The organism is Actinacidiphila sp. bgisy160 (genome assembly GCF_057707815.1).
Map to the genome: position 1 here is coordinate 48,158 of NZ_JBYIQW010000009.1, position 15,194 is coordinate 63,351.

The 15,194-nt window shown below is 71.7% G+C and carries 16 protein-coding genes; 13 read left to right on the forward strand and 3 right to left on the reverse strand.

From position 1 onward, the window contains the following. Positions 1–75: 75 nt before the first annotated feature. The gene (locus AC3EUJ_RS10735; RefSeq protein WP_431960853.1) at positions 76–1,527 is read left to right on the forward strand and encodes a menaquinone biosynthesis decarboxylase; all 1,452 of its coding nucleotides are present in this window, start codon (positions 76–78) and stop codon (positions 1,525–1,527) included. Beyond that, positions 1,524–2,447 (forward strand): menaquinone biosynthesis prenyltransferase MqnP, encoded by a 924-nt coding sequence (gene mqnP, locus AC3EUJ_RS10740; RefSeq protein WP_431960854.1) that lies wholly within the window; start codon positions 1,524–1,526, stop codon positions 2,445–2,447. Before AC3EUJ_RS10735 ends, mqnP begins: the two co-directional genes overlap by 4 nt. An 18-nt stretch (positions 2,448–2,465) precedes the next feature. Here mqnP and AC3EUJ_RS10745 read toward each other — a convergent pair whose 3' ends face one another. Together AC3EUJ_RS10745 and AC3EUJ_RS10750 are read right to left on the reverse strand one after the other, a co-directional pair. Beyond that, entirely contained in the window at positions 2,466–3,062 is a 597-nt protein-coding gene (locus tag AC3EUJ_RS10745; protein WP_431960855.1) for a magnetosome magnetite crystal formation protein family, read from the reverse strand. 35 nt (positions 3,063–3,097) lie between these two features. Continuing rightward, positions 3,098–3,643: a rhomboid family intramembrane serine protease gene (locus tag AC3EUJ_RS10750; RefSeq protein ID WP_431960971.1), complete on the reverse strand. Its 546-nt coding sequence runs from the start codon at positions 3,641–3,643 to the stop codon at positions 3,098–3,100. A 390-nt stretch (positions 3,644–4,033) separates the two neighbouring features. Between AC3EUJ_RS10750 and AC3EUJ_RS10755 the strand changes: the two genes are divergently transcribed. From AC3EUJ_RS10755 to AC3EUJ_RS10775, 5 genes are all read left to right on the forward strand, one after another. Then, on the forward strand, positions 4,034–4,723 hold the full coding sequence (locus AC3EUJ_RS10755; protein WP_431960856.1) for a UbiX family flavin prenyltransferase: 690 nt from the start codon (positions 4,034–4,036) through the stop codon (positions 4,721–4,723). Positions 4,724–4,804: 81 nt separating this feature from the next. Beyond that, the gene (locus tag AC3EUJ_RS10760; protein ID WP_431960858.1) at positions 4,805–5,260 is read left to right on the forward strand and encodes an Lrp/AsnC family transcriptional regulator; all 456 of its coding nucleotides are present in this window, start codon (positions 4,805–4,807) and stop codon (positions 5,258–5,260) included. A 46-nt stretch (positions 5,261–5,306) separates the two neighbouring features. Beyond that, positions 5,307–6,470, forward strand: coding sequence for an aminofutalosine synthase MqnE (mqnE, locus tag AC3EUJ_RS10765; RefSeq protein ID WP_431960972.1), 1,164 nt, complete (start codon positions 5,307–5,309; stop codon positions 6,468–6,470). A gap of 92 nt (positions 6,471–6,562) precedes the next feature. Beyond that, the gene (locus tag AC3EUJ_RS10770) at positions 6,563–7,081 is read left to right on the forward strand and encodes a GNAT family N-acetyltransferase (RefSeq protein ID WP_431960859.1); all 519 of its coding nucleotides are present in this window, start codon (positions 6,563–6,565) and stop codon (positions 7,079–7,081) included. A 109-nt stretch (positions 7,082–7,190) separates the two neighbouring features. Then, complete coding sequence (locus AC3EUJ_RS10775) at positions 7,191–7,490, forward strand: DUF4229 domain-containing protein (RefSeq protein WP_431960973.1); 300 nt, start codon at positions 7,191–7,193, stop codon at positions 7,488–7,490. A 535-nt stretch (positions 7,491–8,025) separates the two neighbouring features. Here the strand turns inward: AC3EUJ_RS10775 and AC3EUJ_RS10780 are convergent. Next, positions 8,026–8,229: a cold-shock protein gene (locus AC3EUJ_RS10780; RefSeq protein WP_004943697.1), complete on the reverse strand. Its 204-nt coding sequence runs from the start codon at positions 8,227–8,229 to the stop codon at positions 8,026–8,028. Positions 8,230–8,535: 306 nt separating this feature from the next. On the opposite strand from AC3EUJ_RS10780, the gene AC3EUJ_RS10785 reads away from it, so the two are divergent. The 6 genes from AC3EUJ_RS10785 to AC3EUJ_RS10810 all read left to right on the forward strand — a co-directional run bounded on the left by AC3EUJ_RS10785 (position 8,536) and on the right by AC3EUJ_RS10810 (position 15,131). Continuing rightward, entirely contained in the window at positions 8,536–9,408 is an 873-nt protein-coding gene (locus tag AC3EUJ_RS10785) for a menaquinone biosynthetic enzyme MqnA/MqnD family protein (protein WP_431960860.1), read from the forward strand. Between the two features lie 187 nt (positions 9,409–9,595). Further along, complete coding sequence (locus AC3EUJ_RS10790) at positions 9,596–11,275, forward strand: serine/threonine-protein kinase (RefSeq protein WP_431960861.1); 1,680 nt, start codon at positions 9,596–9,598, stop codon at positions 11,273–11,275. Positions 11,276–11,329: 54 nt separating this feature from the next. Then, positions 11,330–12,529, forward strand: a complete 1,200-nt coding sequence (mqnC, locus tag AC3EUJ_RS10795) for a cyclic dehypoxanthinyl futalosine synthase (protein WP_431960862.1) — start codon at positions 11,330–11,332, stop codon at positions 12,527–12,529. A 9-nt stretch (positions 12,530–12,538) separates the two neighbouring features. Further along, the gene (locus AC3EUJ_RS10800; RefSeq protein ID WP_431960863.1) at positions 12,539–12,943 is read left to right on the forward strand and encodes an imidazolonepropionase-like domain-containing protein; all 405 of its coding nucleotides are present in this window, start codon (positions 12,539–12,541) and stop codon (positions 12,941–12,943) included. A 93-nt stretch (positions 12,944–13,036) separates the two neighbouring features. Further along, complete coding sequence (locus tag AC3EUJ_RS10805) at positions 13,037–13,726, forward strand: demethylmenaquinone methyltransferase (RefSeq protein ID WP_431960864.1); 690 nt, start codon at positions 13,037–13,039, stop codon at positions 13,724–13,726. Positions 13,727–13,841: 115 nt separating this feature from the next. After that, entirely contained in the window at positions 13,842–15,131 is a 1,290-nt protein-coding gene (locus AC3EUJ_RS10810) for a geranylgeranyl reductase family protein (protein WP_431960865.1), read from the forward strand. Positions 15,132–15,194: the final 63 nt, after the last annotated feature.

Genomic DNA, 15,194 nt, shown 5'->3' on the forward strand with positions numbered 1-15,194 from the left:
CCCAGACAGCGACGGCGGGGCGTGGCAGGGCCCCGGTGACGGATCCAGGGTAGTGCGTGCCGGATACTGGACCGCATGGCTTACGACGATCTTCGCTCGCTGCTGAGGGCCCTGGAGAAGGAGGGGGACCTGAGGCGTGTCAAGGCAGAGGTCGACCCGTACCTGGAGGTCGGTGAGATCGTCGACCGCGTCAACAAGGCGGGCGGCCCGGCGCTGCTGTTCGAGAACGTCAAGGGCTCCTCGATGCCCCTGGCGATGAACGTGTACGGCACCGACCGCCGGCTGCTGAAGGCCCTCGGCCTGAAGTCCTACGCCGACATCGGCGACCGGATCGGCGGGCTGCTCAAGCCGGAACTGCCGCACGGCTTCGTCGGCGTGCGCGAGGCCTTCGGCAAACTCGCCGGGATGACCCACGTGCCGCCGAAGAAGGTGAAGGACGCGCCCGTCCAGGAGGTCGTCCTCACCGGGGACGACGTCGACCTCGACGCGCTGCCCGCCCTGTTCACCTGGCCAGGGGACGGCGGCTCCTTCTTCAACCTCGGCCTGACGCACACCAAGGACCCCGAGACCGGCGTCCGCAATCTGGGCCTGTACCGGCTGCAGCGGCACGACCGCCGCACCATCGGGATGCACTGGCAGATCCACAAGGACAGCCGCAACCACTACCAGGTGGCCCAGCGGCGCGGCGAACGGCTGCCGGTGGCCATCGCGTTCGGGTGCCCGCCGGCCGTGACGTACGCCTCGACCGCGCCGCTGCCGGGCGACATCGACGAGTACCTCCTCGCCGGTTTCGTGGGCGGCAGGCGCATCGAGATGGTCGACTGCAAGACGGTGCCGCTGCAGGTGCCCGCACAGGCCGAGGTGGTCCTGGAAGGCTGGCTGGAGCCCGGGAAGATGCTGCCCGAGGGGCCGTTCGGCGACCACACGGGCTTCTACACCCCGCAGGAGCCCTTCCCGGCGCTGACCATCGACTGCGTGACGATGCGCCGCCGCCCGCTGCTCCAGTCCATCGTGGTGGGCCGGCCGCCCACCGAGGACGGTCCGCTGGGCCGGGCCACCGAGCGGTTCTTCCTCCCGCTGCTGAAGGTCGTCGTGCCGGACATCGTGGACTACCACCTGCCGGAGGCCGGCGGCTTCCACAACTGCGCGATCGTCTCGATCGACAAGAAGTACCCCAAGCACGCCCAGAAGGTCATGCACGCCATCTGGGGCGCGCACATGATGTCGCTGACCAAGCTGATCGTCGTGGTCGACGCCGACTGCGACGTGCACGACCTGCACGAGGTGGCCTGGCGGGCGCTGGGCAACACCGACTACGCCCGGGACCTGTCGGTGGTCGAAGGTCCCGTGGACCACCTCGACCACTCCTCCTACCAGCAGTTCTGGGGTGGCAAGGCGGGTATCGACGCGACCCGGAAGCTGCCCGAGGAGGGCTACACCCGAGACGGCGGCTGGCCCGAGATGGTGCTCTCCGACCCGGAGACCGCCGCGAAGGTCGACCGCCGCTGGAAGGAGTACGGCCTGTGAGCGCCGAATCCGCGACTCCGGATCTCTTCGGACCCTCTCCGCGCCCGGACGGCAAGGTACGGGCGTTCCTGCGGCTGGTGATGATCGAGCACTCGGTCTTCGCGCTGCCCTTCGCCTACATCGCCGCGCTCAGCGCGATGTTCGCGCAGGACCGGACCGTCCACTGGTGGCAGCTCTTCCTGATCACCGTCGCCATGGTCGGCCTGCGCACCTTCGCGATGGCCTGCAACCGGATCATCGACCGCGAGATCGACGCCCGCAATCCCCGCACCGCGGGACGCGAACTGGTCACCGGCGCCGTGTCCGTGCGTTCGGCGTGGACCGGCGCGCTGATCGCCGTCGTGTTCTTCCTGGGCGCCGCCGCGCTGCTCAACCCGCTGTGCCTGGCGCTGGCCCCGATCGCGGTCGTCCCGATGGTGGTCTACCCGTACGGCAAGCGGTTCACCGACTACCCGCACGCCATCCTCGGCCTCGCCCAGGCCATGGGCCCGGTCGGCGCCTGGCTCGCGGTCACCGGCTCCTGGTCGTGGGACGCCGTGATCCTCGGCCTCGCGGTGGGCGTGTGGATCGGCGGCTTCGACCTGATCTTCGCGTGCCAGGACGTCGCCGCCGACCGCGCCCACGGGGTGCGCTCGGTGCCGGCCCGGTTCGGCATCGACGGCGCGCTGTACGGGGCGCGGGTGAGCCACGTGGTGACGACCGTGCTGCTGGTCTGGTACGGACTGGCGGTGGGTGCAGGGGCCTTCTGGTGGGCCGGCATGCTGATCGTGGGCGGCGCCTTCGTCTACGAGCACACCATCGTGAAGCCCGGCGACCTCAGCAGGCTCAACCGGGCGTTCTTCACGGTCAACGGCTTCATCGGCATGGCGCTGTTCCTCTGCGCCCTGCTGGACCTCGCGGTGCGCGGCCTGGGCGTCTGACGCCCGGGCCGCGACCGGTCAGCCGCGCACGAACGGCAGGGCGAAGAACCTGGGGTAGCTCCACCACTGACCGCTGTTGGCCTTGGTGCTGCCGATGATGCAGAAGACCAGCCCGGTCAGCAGGTACAGCGCGGCCGCGGCCGTCAGGGAGAAGGCCGTGATGGGCAGCCAGACCGGCCCGCCGTCCTCGTAGGCAGCCAGGCAGGCGAAGCCGCCCCCGTAGCCGATGATGCCGAGCAGGCCCACGATGGCCGTGGTGATGCCGTAGTTGATCGCCTGGGCGGCGTGGTGCCGGATGAACGGGTCGTGTTTGTTGGGCTGGTTGGAGCGGACGATCAGCGGGGCCACCCAGGCCAGCGCCCAGCCGACGCAGCACACGCTGCTGCCCGCCACCAGGGTGAGCAGCGCGCCCAGATGGGCCCACATGGCCGGAGTGGTGGGCGGCCGCAGCGGCGGGGGCGGGTACGGCAGCGGCCCGTGGGCGTAGCCGTAGCCGTACGGGGGCAGCGGTGGCGGCGACGCCATGGCGTGGGGGCCCTGGGCCGGTCCCTGGGGCGGCACGGGTGGTGCCGTGTCCCGCGGCGGTACCTCGTCGTGCTTGCTGAAATCGGTCATGGACAACCGCCCCCCGTCGCTTCGTTCCCGGGATCCTACGGCCTCAACTGATCAACCCGTCGGCGGGGGCGGTCCCGGAAGAGGAACGCGCCCACGACGCCGCCGACGAGGCCGAAGAGGTGACCCTGCCAGGAGACGCCCTGCGCGGTGGGCAGGACACCCCACAGGATCGAGCCGTACGCCACCGCGACGACCAGGCCGACCGCGATGTCGATCAGGCGCCGGTCGACGAAGCCGCGCACCAGCAGGTAGCCGAACAGCCCGAAGACCACGCCGGAGGCGCCCGCGGTGTTGGTGTGCGGCGGGGCCACCAGCCAGACCCCGCCACCGCTCGTCATCACGATGACGAAGACCACGCTCAGCAGGCGGCCGGTGCCGCGCAGCGCCGCGAGGAAGCCCAGCACCAGCAGCGGCAGGCTGTTGGTGGCGACGTGGTCGAAGCCGAAGTGGATGAACGCGGCCGGGATGATGTCCCGCAGCTCGCCGATCCGGCGCGGCACGATGCCGAAGGTGTCGAGCGCGTGATGGGTCATCAGGTCGACGCACTCGATCAGCCAGAGCAGCCCCACCCAGATGAACATGATCGCGGCGGCCGTCTTGGCCCGCTCGCCCGCACCCGGCGCGGCGTCACCGTGAACGCCTCGCCGGGGGCCACCGGCGTCACGGCCGGCGATGGGTCTGTACGCCACAGGTTCCCCCTCGTGGTGGTCCACCGCCCGCCTGGCCGGCCAGGCTTCCCTCACGGTAGACAACGGCCACGGCATCCGTGGCGGTTCCCGGGCCTACTCGTCCATTCCGCCCATCATGAACTGCGTCATGGCGCCCATGACGTCCTGAGGGTCGAGCGGGGTGGCGCCTGCCGGGGCGGCGACGGGTGCCGCGTCGGGGGCGAGGCCGACGGACAGCGGCAGCGCGCCAAGGATCCGCGAGGTGGCCGGAAGGTTGTGCGAGCGGCCGGATAGGCTCGCGTCATGGACGACAGCGAGCGCGGGGCACCCTGGGTGGTCGGGGTCTCCGGCGCCTCCGGGACGCCGTACGCCGCGGCGGTGCTGCGGGCGCTGCTGCACGCCGGTGAGGCGGTGGACCTGGTGGTCAGCCGGGCCGCCCGGCTCACCGTCCTGGACGAGACCGGGGCGCCCTTCCGGGACGCCCACTGGCGCGATGACCTGGCCCGCTGGCTGGCCCGCGGCGCGGACGGCACCCCGGACCGGTTCGAGACCGATCTGAGCCGGGTGCGTTACTGGTCCGCCGGGGACCTCGCGGCCGGGCCGAGCTCGGGTTCGTACCAGGTCAAGGGGATGCTGATCGTGCCGGCGAGCACGGCCTGCGTCGCGGGCGTCGCCCTCGGGCTCTCCAAGGACCTGCTGCAGCGGGTGGCGAGCGTCACCCTCAAGGAGCGCCGGCCGCTGGTGGTCGCCGTACGGGAGACGCCGCTGGGCGGCCAGACGCTCCGGCACCTGGTCGCGCTGGACGAGGCGGGCGCCGTGGTACTCCCGGCCTCGCCCGCCTTCTACGCGGGGGCCAGGGACATACAGGACCTGGTGGACTTCGTCGCCGGCCGGGTGCTGGACGCCGTGGGGGTCCCGCACAAGCTGTACCGGCGCTGGGACGGCGAGCTGGGCGCCGCCGGGGCCGGGGTGGACGGGGCTGCCGCGGATTGATGCGCAGGGCACATCCCCGTACATGCCTTAGATTCTTGTCCTGGCAGCGCAGTCGCGGCACGAATGAAGGGGTCCAGTCTGATGGACGCGGTGGACAGGCAGCTCATCCAGGCCCTCCGTGAGAACGGCCGGGCCTCGTACGCCGAGCTGGGCCGGCTGGTGGGCCTGTCCGGACCGAGCGTCACCGACCGGATCAACCGGCTGGAGCAGGCCGGCGTGATCACCGGCTACCGCGCCACGATCCGCCCCGCCGCACTCGGCCTCGGGGTGACCGCGCTGGTGGGCCTGCAGCTCAGCGACGCCGCCGACCACGAGGACGTGGCGACCCGGCTGCGCGACCTGGACGAGATCGAGGACTGCTGGTTCATCGCCGGCGACGACTCGTACATGCTCAAGGTGCGCGTCCCCGACGTGGACGGCCTGGAGCACACCATCCGCCGGCTGTCCGGCACCAAGGGCGTCTCCCGCACCCGCACCACGATCGTGCTCTCCACGAAGTGGGAGAACCGGGTCGGCGAACTCCCCGAGACAAGCTAGGCGTAAGGTCGAACGGTCGATTCGGATGGTGAAGGCGAGGCGGACGATGGACGCGGGGCTCAAGCGCGAGCTGGAGGAGAAGGTCTACGCGGGTGAGCGGCTGACCCGCGAGGACGGCATCGCCCTCTACGAGTCCGACGACCTGGCTTGGCTGGGCGGGCTCGCCCACCACGTGCGGACGAGGAAGAACGGTGACGTCGTCCATTTCAACGTCAACCGTCACCTCAACATGACCAACGTCTGCACCGCCTCCTGCGCGTACTGCTCCTTCCAGCGCAAGCCGGGGGAGAAGGACGCCTACACGATGCGCATCGAGGAGGCCGTCCGGCTGGCGAAGCAGATGGAGGGCGAGAACCTCACCGAGCTCCACATCGTCAACGGCCTCCACCCGACGCTGCCGTGGCGCTACTACCCGCGCTCGCTGAGGGCGCTCAAGGAGGCGCTGCCGAACGTCTCCCTGAAGGCCTTCACCGCCACCGAGATCCACCACTTCGAGACCATCTCCGGGATGAGCGCGAGCGAGATCCTGGACGAGCTGATCGAGGCCGGCCTGGAGTCGCTGACCGGCGGCGGCGCGGAGATCTTCGACTGGGAGGTGCGGCAGCACATCGTCGACCACCGCACCCACTGGGAGGACTGGTCGCGCATCCACCGCCTGGCGCACGAGAAGGGCCTCAAGACCCCGTGCACCATGCTGTACGGGCACATCGAGGAGCCCCGGCACCGGGTGGACCACGTGCTGCGGCTGCGCGAGCTGCAGGACGAGACCGGTGGTTTCCAGGTCTTCATCCCGCTGCGCTACCAGCACGACTTCGTCGACCTGAAGGACGGCAAGGTCCGCAACACCCTCCAGGCGCGGACCACGATGGCCAGCGGCGCCGAGGCGCTGAAGACCTTCGCGGTCTCCCGGTTGCTGTTCGACAACGTGCCGCACGTGAAGGTGTTCTGGGTCATGCACGGCGTGCAGACCGCCCAGCTGGCGCTGCAGCACGGTGCGGACGACATGGACGGCTCGGTCGTCGAGTACAAGATCACGCACGACGCCGACAACTACGGGACGCCCAACAAGCTCACCCGCGACGACCTGCTGGAGCTCATCCAGGACGCGGGCTTCCGTCCGGTCGAGCGCAACACCCGGTACGAGATCATCCGCGAGTACCCCGGTCCCGATGCCGCCCGCCGTGAGTCGCCGCAGCCGATGCGCGTGTGAGACCGGGGACGAGGTTCCGACTTAACCCCGATGTCGGCCGGCGGCCGGACGCCCGTCGAGTGCTGTCAGCCTCGATGCCTAGGGTGTGCGCCATGGCACTGCGCTTCACCCTCGACCCCGAGCTCACCCCCGGACTGCGGGACCGGCTCGTCCGCATGTGGACCGACGTCACCAACGCGGGCGGCGCCGTCGGCTTCGTCGCGCCCGTGGGCCGGGCCGACGTCGCCCTCGAAGCCGAACGGCACTACGCGGCGCTGTCCGAGGGCAGGGCGCACATGGTCGCGGGTTTCCGCGGCGACCGGCTGGTCGCCTCGGCTTTCCTCACCTTCAACACCCACCGCCTGATGAGGCACTGGGCGTGGCTGTACACCGTCATGGTCGACCCGTCCCTGCAGGGCTGCGGGAACGGCTCGGAGCTGCTGCGGGCGGCGGAGCGGGCCGGCCGCGACCTCGGTCTGGAGGGACTGAAGCTCACCTGCCGCGGCGGCATGGGGCTGGAGCGCTTCTACGCCTCGGCCGGCTACAAGGAGGTCGGGCGTGTTCCCGCGGCGATACGCGTCGCCGCAGGTGACGACCGTGACGACATCACGATGTGGCTCCCGCTGACCTGACGGTCCCGGGCCCGTGCTTCACTGATACGGGTATGTCAGGTCCGTCCCGCGGACCGGAACGAGGGAAACGAAGGAAGTGGCAACGACCGTGAGCTGGAAACCGAGCCCCATGCTGCGCTACTCCCTGATGCGTCTTGGCCTGTTCGCGGCCTGCTTCCTGGTGATCTGGGGCCTGGTCTACGTCCGCGTGCTGCCGGCCGGCCTCGGCGACTCCAACCTGCTGTGGGTGATGCTGCTCGCGCTGGTGATCAGCGCGCCGCTCAGCTTCGTCGTGCTGCGCGGGGTGCGCGAGGAGGCCTCCGTCCAGGTCTCCACCCGCGTGGAGCGCGCGAAGGCGAACCTCGCCGCCAGCGCCGCCCAGGAGGACGAGGCGGACGACGCCTCGCGCGCGGCGGCTCGGAGCAACTGACACCCGGGGGCCGGGGCGGCCCGCGAGCGCGTGCCGAGGCAGGTCCGCGAACGCCGGAGGCCCGGCGCGGCGGGGCCATTGCCCGCCTCCTGAATGCGTTACCGTAAGTAACATCCGCCTACGGAGCCCACGCGTCGAGGGCGGGCCGTACGTCTGCGCCCCGCTCGCCCCCCGACCCGAGGGCCTGGAGCACGGGAAGCGGACCGGCCACAAGGCGGAGGCCCTGGGCGAGCCGGTCTCCGGCGCGGAACTGCCTGCCGGGCAGCAGCCGGCCGTGGACGACGCGAATTCCACCGTTTCCCGTGCCGAGTCCATACGCCGCTTCACTGTGCGCCCGTTCGCATTCACGGAGCGGTCGGCGGCCATCTCACCCGTCCATGAAACTGCGCCGCGCGGTCGTCGCCGCCGACTTCGCACGGGAGACCGAAGCCGCTTTACGCGGTTTCCCGACCGCGGCGCCCGAAAGGCAGGAGCCCCGCACGACCGTGCGGGGCTCCTTGGTACTGCTCGTCGGTTACTGCGCGTCAGTCCGCGATCAGGCGGGGGTGACGTTCTCCGCCTGAGGGCCCTTCGGACCCTGCGTGACGTCGAAGGTCACCGCCTGGTTCTCCTCCAGCGAACGGAAGCCGGAGGCGTTGATCGCGGAGTAGTGGACGAAGACATCGGGGCCGCCGCCGTCCTGGGCGATGAAGCCGAAGCCCTTCTCGGCGTTGAACCACTTGACGGTTCCGGTAGCCATAAGCCCTCCTTGGGCCAAAGGGTTGCCCTGCTCCAGAACCTGCCCTGCTCACTGCAAGAAGTCTGAAAACTACAAAAGCCCGCGGTCACATGCTCCGCAGGCTCTGTACTGCAAGGGAAACCAAACTGCAACTTGCGACGACAGTAGCACGGAGCATCTGCGGCGGGGAAGAGCGACAAGATCGGATTTCCCCCGTGCCGCGCGAGGCGCGAACGCGGAGTGAACGCGGTGCCGACTCCCGATGGCCCGGCGTGGGTGACCGGGCCCCGCCGGAAGATCCCGGGGGCGGGGGTCTAGCCTCCTGATGTGGACAAATCTGCGCCTCTTCCATCCGCCGGTGGTGCGCGCCGGGCCCGGCCTCGCGTCGGGCACATCCAGTTCCTGAATTGTGTACCCCTTTACTGGGGATTGGCCCGAACGGGTGCCCTGCTCGACCTGGAGCTGACCAAGGACACGCCGGAGAAGCTGAGCGCCCAGCTCGTCGCCGGGGACCTGGACGTCGGTCCGATCACCCTCATGGAGTACCTCCGGCACGCCGAGGACCTGGTAGCGCTCCCGGACATCGCCGTCGGCTGCGACGGCCCGGTGATGTCCTGCGTGATCGTCAGCCAGGTCCCGCTGGGCTCGCTGGACGGCGCCCGGGTCGCCCTCGGCTCCACCAGCCGCACCTCGGTCCGCCTGGCCCAGTTGCTGCTCGCCGAGCAGTACCGGGTCGAGCCCGACTACTACACGTGCCCCCCCGATCTCTCGCTGATGATGCAGGAGGCCCAGGCCGCCGTCCTGATCGGGGACGCGGCGCTGCGTGCCTCGCTGCACGACGCGCCGCGGCTCGGCCTGGAGGTGCACGACCTCGGGCTGATGTGGAAGGAGTGGACCGGGCTGCCCTTCGTCTTCGCCGTCTGGGCCGCCCGCCGCGACTACCTGGCGGCCCGTCCCGACGCGGTGCACGAAGTGCACCAGGCCTTTCTCGCCTCCCGCGACCTGAGCATGGAGGAGGTGGAGAAGGTCGCCGAGCAGGCCGCCCGCTGGGAGGCCTTCGACGCCCGCACACTCCAGCGCTACTTCACCACCCTGGACTTCTCGCTCGGCCCCGAGCAGCTCACCGGCATCGCCGAGTTCGCCCGCCGGGTGGGCTTCCCGGCGCAGGCGCGCGTCGAACTGCTGGGCGCCGGGGGCTGACCCGTACGGGCCGGTGGCGCCCCGCCGCCGGCCCGGGCAGGGCCCGCGGGCCCACTGCGATCGTCGGCGGCCCCGGCCGTGGCGACGGCCTCCGGACCCGCTCAGGCGGCAGCCGCGACGGCTGGGGTGACCACGGCGGCCACGGGTACAACTCCACTGACCTTCCGCACCGGTGAGAGGCGCGCAGATGCAGCCCCTGCAAGCGAACGACCCCCCGGCGATAGGCCCGTACCGCATCCTCGGCCGGCTGGGGGCCGGCGGGATGGGCCGGGTCTACCTGGGGCGCAGCCCCGGCGGCCGGACGGTGGCCGTGAAGGTGGTGCGTTCGGAGCTCGCGGACGACCTGGAGTTCCGCACCCGGTTCCAGCGCGAGGTCGACGCGGCGCGCCGGGTCGGCGGCGCGTGGAGCGCGCCGGTGCTGGACGCCGACACCGACTCGCCGGTGCCGTGGGTGGCCACCCGCTACGTCGCCGGTCCCGCCCTGTCCGAGGCCGTCGCCACCTTCGGGCCCCTGACGCCGCAGGGCGTACGGGCGCTGGGCGCGGGGCTCGCCGAGGCGCTGGAGGCCGTGCACGGGCGGGGGCTGGTGCACCGCGACATCAAACCGTCCAACGTGCTGCTCTCGCTCGACGGCCCGGTGCTGATCGACTTCGGCATCGCCCGTGCCATGGACGCCACGGCCGCCCTGACCAGCAAGGGCGTGGTCGTCGGCTCGCCCGGCTACATGGCGCCCGAGCAGGTCACCGGCGGACCCACCGGCCCCGCCGCCGACATCTTCGCCCTCGGCGCGGTGCTGGCCTTCGCCGCGACCGGCCGCGGTCCCTTCACCGGGGACAGCGCGGCGGTCCTGCTCTACAAGGTCGCCCACGAGGAGCCCGAACTCGACGGAGTCCCCGACGAGCTGCGCCGGATCGCGGAGTCCTGCCTGGCCAAGGACCCCGCGGTGCGTCCGACGCCCCGCGGGCTCGCCGAACTGCTGGCCCCCGGCGGCGACGCCGCGTCGCTGGTGCGGTCCGGCTGGCTGCCGGCCCCGCTGACGGAGCGCCTGGGGCGGCAGGCCGTCGAGTTGCTCGACCTCGAACCCGCTCCGCCACCGGGCCCGAACGGCCCGGTCACCGGTACCGCGGACGGGACCGCCGGCGGGCCGGGCGGCAGCCGCGGCTCGTACGGTTCGCACCCCTCGTACGGGTCGTTCGGCCCGCCGCCCTCGCTGACCGAACCTCACGACGCGCCGCCGCCGGCCGCCACGCCCCCGCCCACCCCCGCCCCGGGCCAGCGGCGCGGCCGCGCCGCCGCTCTGGCCGCCACGGGGATCGTGCTGGTCGCGGCCGCCGTGGCACTGGCGCTCGTGCTGCCGGGCCTCGTCGACGGCTCGGAGCAGGCCAAGGGCGGTGAGCGCGGCCCCTCGCACAACGCGGACTCCGGGCCCTCGACGGCGTCCTCGGCCACATCCTCCTCCCCGGCGTCCTCCTCCCCGCCGCCGGCCTCGGGGCCGCGGCTGGACGCCCTCCCGAAGGCCTTCGTCGGTACGTGGAAGGGCGACACCGTCACCGCCCACGGCGTGCCGGGGACGATGGAGATCACGCTGCGCGAGGGCAAGGTCGGCGCGGTCGTCGGCCGCGACAAGAGCGTGCTGGACCTGCTCGGCACGTCCTACGACTGCAGCGGCGACTGGAAGCTCGCCGAGGCCACGGAGAAGAGCGTCGTGCTGGACACCAGTGGCGGCACCAACCCGCATCCCGGGGTCTGCTCGGACGGCTCGGCCGACGAGCGTTTCGCCCTCAACGCGGACGGCTCGCTGCACTACCGCTCGGGCGACTCCCTGGCCGGTCAGCCGGAAGGGGACCTCAGGAAGCAGGGCGGCTGACCCCCTGGCGTAGGCTGAGCGGGTCCGTCAACGACCCTCGGAAGGGACGCCCCGGTGAGCGAGAACGCCGACCTGCAGTCCGTCCTCGACCGTGCCGCCGACGGCGGCCGCATCACGCCCGAGGAGGCGCTCGACCTCTACCGCTCCGCGCCCCTGCACGCCCTCGGTGCCGCAGCCGACGCCGTGCGCCGCCGCCGCTACGCGGGTACCGAGCACATCGCGACGTACATCATCGAGCGCAACATCAACTACACCAACGTCTGCGTGACGGCGTGCAAGTTCTGCGCCTTCTACGCCGCGCCCAAGGACACGGCCAAGGGCTGGACCCGCGACCTCGACGACATCCTGCGCCGCTGCGCGGAGACGGTCGAACTCGGCGGCACCCAGATCATGTTCCAGGGCGGCCACCACCCGGACTACGGCGTCGAGTACTACGAGAAGCACTTCAGCGCCATCAAGCAGGCCTTCCCGCAGCTGGTCATCCACTCCCTCGGTGCCTCCGAGGTCGAGCACATGGCCCGCATCTCCAAGGTGCCGGTGGAGGAGGCCATCGCCCGTATCCACGCCGCGGGCCTGGACTCCTTCGCGGGCGCAGGCGCCGAACTGCTGCCGCAGCGGCCGCGCAAGGCGATCGCCCCGCTGAAGGAGAGCGGCGAGCGCTGGCTGGAGATCATGGAGACCGCGCACAAGCTCGGCGTGGAGTCGACGTCCACGATGCTCATGGGCACCGGCGAGACCAACGCCGAGCGCATCGAGCACCTGCGCATGATCCGTGACGTGCAGGACCGTACGGGCGGCTTCCGCGCCTTCATCCCGTACACCTACCAGCCCGAGAACAACCACCTGAAGGGCCGGACCCAGGCCACGCTCTTCGAGTACCTGCGGATGATCGCCATCGCACGGATCTTCCTGGACAACGTGGCCCACATCCAGGGCTCCTGGCTCACCACCGGCAAGGAGGTCGGCCAGCTGTCGCTGCACTACGGCGCCGACGACCTCGGCTCGGTGATGCTGGAGGAGAACGTGGTCTCCTCGGCCGGTGCCAAGCACCGCTCCAACCGCATGGAGCTGATCCACCTGATCCGCGCCGCGGGCCGGGTCCCGGCCCAGCGCGCCACCACCTACGAACACCTCGTCGTCCACGACGACCCGGCGAACGACCCGGTCGACGACCACGTCGTCTCCCACCTGTCGTCGACGGCGATCGAGGGCGGCACGGCGCACCCGGAACTGAAGCTGCTCAGCACTTCCTGACCAGCGCCGATGCTGACGATCCATGCCGGGACCGACGGCCCGGCCGTGGTGGTGGACGGCGGCCTCGTCGCCGCCGTGGGCCCGCTCGACGCGGTACGGGCGGACCACCCGGGCGCCCGCGTCCGGACCTGGCCCGGCGCGCTGCGTCCGGGCCTGACCCACGAGGGCGAGCTCCCGCCGGCCCCCACCCCGCGCGAACGCGTGCACGCCCTGTTGCTGCGCGGGGTCACGGCCGTCGCCACCGCCCCGGCCGACCCCGCTCTGCGTTCCGCCCTGGACCGCAGCGGCCTGCTGCCGGCGCGTCAGGCCCCGCCTCTGGAGCCGGGCGCCCGGGCGGACTTCGCCGTCTTCGACGAGCACGGCGCCTGCCTCGCCACCGTCGTCGCCGGCCGGCTCCTGCACCGCAGGGCCTGAGCGGCCACCCGTGCGCCTCGTCGGCCGGGTGGCCGCTCACCGCAGCCGGGGCCCCTGCGCGGAGCGCGGGGCCGCCGGGTGAACAATGGGGGCGTGACCCGAGCCTCCCTGGACAAGCAGCCGCACGAAGTCGCCGCCATGTTCGACGACGTCGCGGCCAACTACGACCTGACCAACGACGTGCTGTCGCTCGGCCAGGACCGCCGCTGGCGCAAGGTCGTCGCGCAGTCCCTCGCCGTCCGTCCCGGGGAGCGCGTGCTGGACCTGGGCGCCGGCACGGGCACCTCCTCCCTGCCCTTCGCCGAGGCGGGCGCCCGCGTGGTGCCCTGCGACTTCTCCCTCGGCATGCTCCGCGAGGGCAAGCGCCGCCACCCCTTCCTCCCGCTCACCGCGGGCGACGCGACTCGGCTGCCGTTCGCCGACGGGGTCTTCGACGCCGTCACGATCTCCTTCGCCCTGCGCAACGTCCACGACACCGACGCCGCGCTGCGCGAGATGCTGCGGGTCACCCGTCCCGGGGGCCGGGTCGTCATCTGCGAGTTCAGCCACCCCACCTGGGCGCCGTTCCGCACGGTCTACACCGAGTACCTGATGCGGGCGCTGCCGCCCGTCGCCCGCGCGGTCAGCAGCAACCCCGACGCGTACGTGTACCTCGCCGAGTCGATCCGCGCCTGGCCCGACCAGCCCGGCCTCGCCGGGCGACTGCAGAAGGCCGGCTGGTCCAAGGTCGCCTGGCGCAACCTTTCGGGCGGCATCGTGGCGCTGCACCGCGCGGTGCGCTGAAGGCGGGGCGCCCGGTCCGCGCGCGGAGGGGGCCACATAGACTGCACGGGTCCGGTCCGGCCGCCGCCGGCTGGTCGCAGACAGGCCGCATCAGCCCAGAGCAGCGAGGAGCACCGTGACCGAGACCGCCGCTTCGGAACGCAGCGCCGATGTGATCGTCGTAGGTGCCGGGCCCGCCGGTTCGACGACGGCCTACTACCTGGCGAAGGCGGGGCTCGACGTCCTGCTGCTGGAGAAGACCGCCTTCCCGCGCGAGAAGGTGTGCGGTGACGGCCTGACGCCCCGGGCGACCAAGCAACTGGTCGCGATGGGCATCGACATCTCCGAGGAGGCGGGCTGGCTGCGCAACAAGGGCCTGCGCATCATCGGCGGCGGGGTCCGGCTGCAGCTGGACTGGCCGGACCTGGCCTCGTTCCCCGACTACGGGCTCGTGCGCAAGCGCGAGGACTTCGACGAACTCCTCGCCCGTCAGGCGCAGAAGGCCGGCGCCCGGCTCTACGAGCGCTGCAACGTGGGCGCCCCGATCCGCGACGCGCGCACCGGCCGCATCACGGGCGTCGAGGCCAAGCTGGGCGAGGAGAAGACCCCGGTCACCTTCCACGCGCCGCTGGTGGTCGCGGCGGACGGCAACTCCACCCGGCTCTCCCTCCAGATGGGCCTGCACCGTCGTGAGGACCGCCCGATGGGCGTGGCCGTCCGCACGTACTTCACCTCGCCGCGGCATGACGACGACTACCTGGAGTCCTGGCTGGAGCTGTGGGACCGGCGCGTCCCCGGCAACCCGCGGCTGCTGCCCGGCTACGGCTGGATCTTCGGCATGGGGGACGGCACCTCCAACGTGGGCCTGGGCGTCCTCAACACCTCCGCCTCCTTCAAGGAGCTGGACTGGCGCGAGGTGCTGAAGGCCTGGTGCGCCTCGATGCCGGAGGACTGGGGCTACACCGAGGAGAACATGACCGGGCCGATCCGCGGTGCGGCGCTCCCGATGGCCTTCAACCGCCAGCCGCACTACACCAAGGGCCTGCTGCTGGTCGGCGACGCGGGCGGCCTCGTCAACCCGTTCAACGGCGAGGGCATCGCCTACGCGATGGAGTCCGGCCAGATCGCCGCCGACGTCATCGTCCAGGCGCACGCGCGCGGCACCGCGGCCCAGCGGGAACTGGCGCTCCAGTCGTACCCGCGGATCCTCAAGGACACCTACGGCGGCTACTACACGCTCGGCCGGGCCTTCGTGAAGCTGATCGGCAATCCGAAGGTCATGAAGCTGGCGACCCAGCGCGGCCTGACGCACCCGATGCTGATGCGCTTCACGCTGAAGCTGCTGGCGAACCTGACCGACCCGTCGGGCGGCGACGCGATGGACCGTGTGATCAACGGTCTGTCGAAGGTGGCGCCGCGCTCCTGACCCCTCGGCATCCGCTTGCCACGCTGGCCCGTTCCGTACGGGCCGGCGCGGCTTTCTTGTGCC

Excerpts from the sequence above, each read along its gene's own strand:
- AC3EUJ_RS10800 (WP_431960863.1), top strand. The coding sequence starts at position 12,539 with ATGCTGACGATCCATGCCGGGACCGACGGCCCGGCCGTGGTGGTGGAC.
- AC3EUJ_RS10790 (WP_431960861.1), top strand. The coding sequence starts at position 9,596 with ATGCAGCCCCTGCAAGCGAACGACCCCCCGGCGATAGGCCCGTACCGC.
- AC3EUJ_RS10750 (WP_431960971.1), bottom strand. The coding sequence starts at position 3,643 with ATGTTCATCTGGGTGGGGCTGCTCTGGCTGATCGAGTGCGTCGACCTG.
- AC3EUJ_RS10735 (WP_431960853.1), top strand. The coding sequence starts at position 76 with ATGGCTTACGACGATCTTCGCTCGCTGCTGAGGGCCCTGGAGAAGGAG.
- AC3EUJ_RS10770 (WP_431960859.1), top strand. The coding sequence starts at position 6,563 with ATGGCACTGCGCTTCACCCTCGACCCCGAGCTCACCCCCGGACTGCGG.
- AC3EUJ_RS10780 (WP_004943697.1), bottom strand. The coding sequence starts at position 8,229 with ATGGCTACCGGAACCGTCAAGTGGTTCAACGCCGAGAAGGGCTTCGGC.
- AC3EUJ_RS10755 (WP_431960856.1), top strand. The coding sequence starts at position 4,034 with ATGGACGACAGCGAGCGCGGGGCACCCTGGGTGGTCGGGGTCTCCGGC.
- AC3EUJ_RS10775 (WP_431960973.1), top strand. The coding sequence starts at position 7,191 with ATGCTGCGCTACTCCCTGATGCGTCTTGGCCTGTTCGCGGCCTGCTTC.
- AC3EUJ_RS10745 (WP_431960855.1), bottom strand. The coding sequence starts at position 3,062 with ATGACCGATTTCAGCAAGCACGACGAGGTACCGCCGCGGGACACGGCA.
- mqnE (WP_431960972.1), top strand. The coding sequence starts at position 5,307 with ATGGACGCGGGGCTCAAGCGCGAGCTGGAGGAGAAGGTCTACGCGGGT.
- AC3EUJ_RS10760 (WP_431960858.1), top strand. The coding sequence starts at position 4,805 with ATGGACGCGGTGGACAGGCAGCTCATCCAGGCCCTCCGTGAGAACGGC.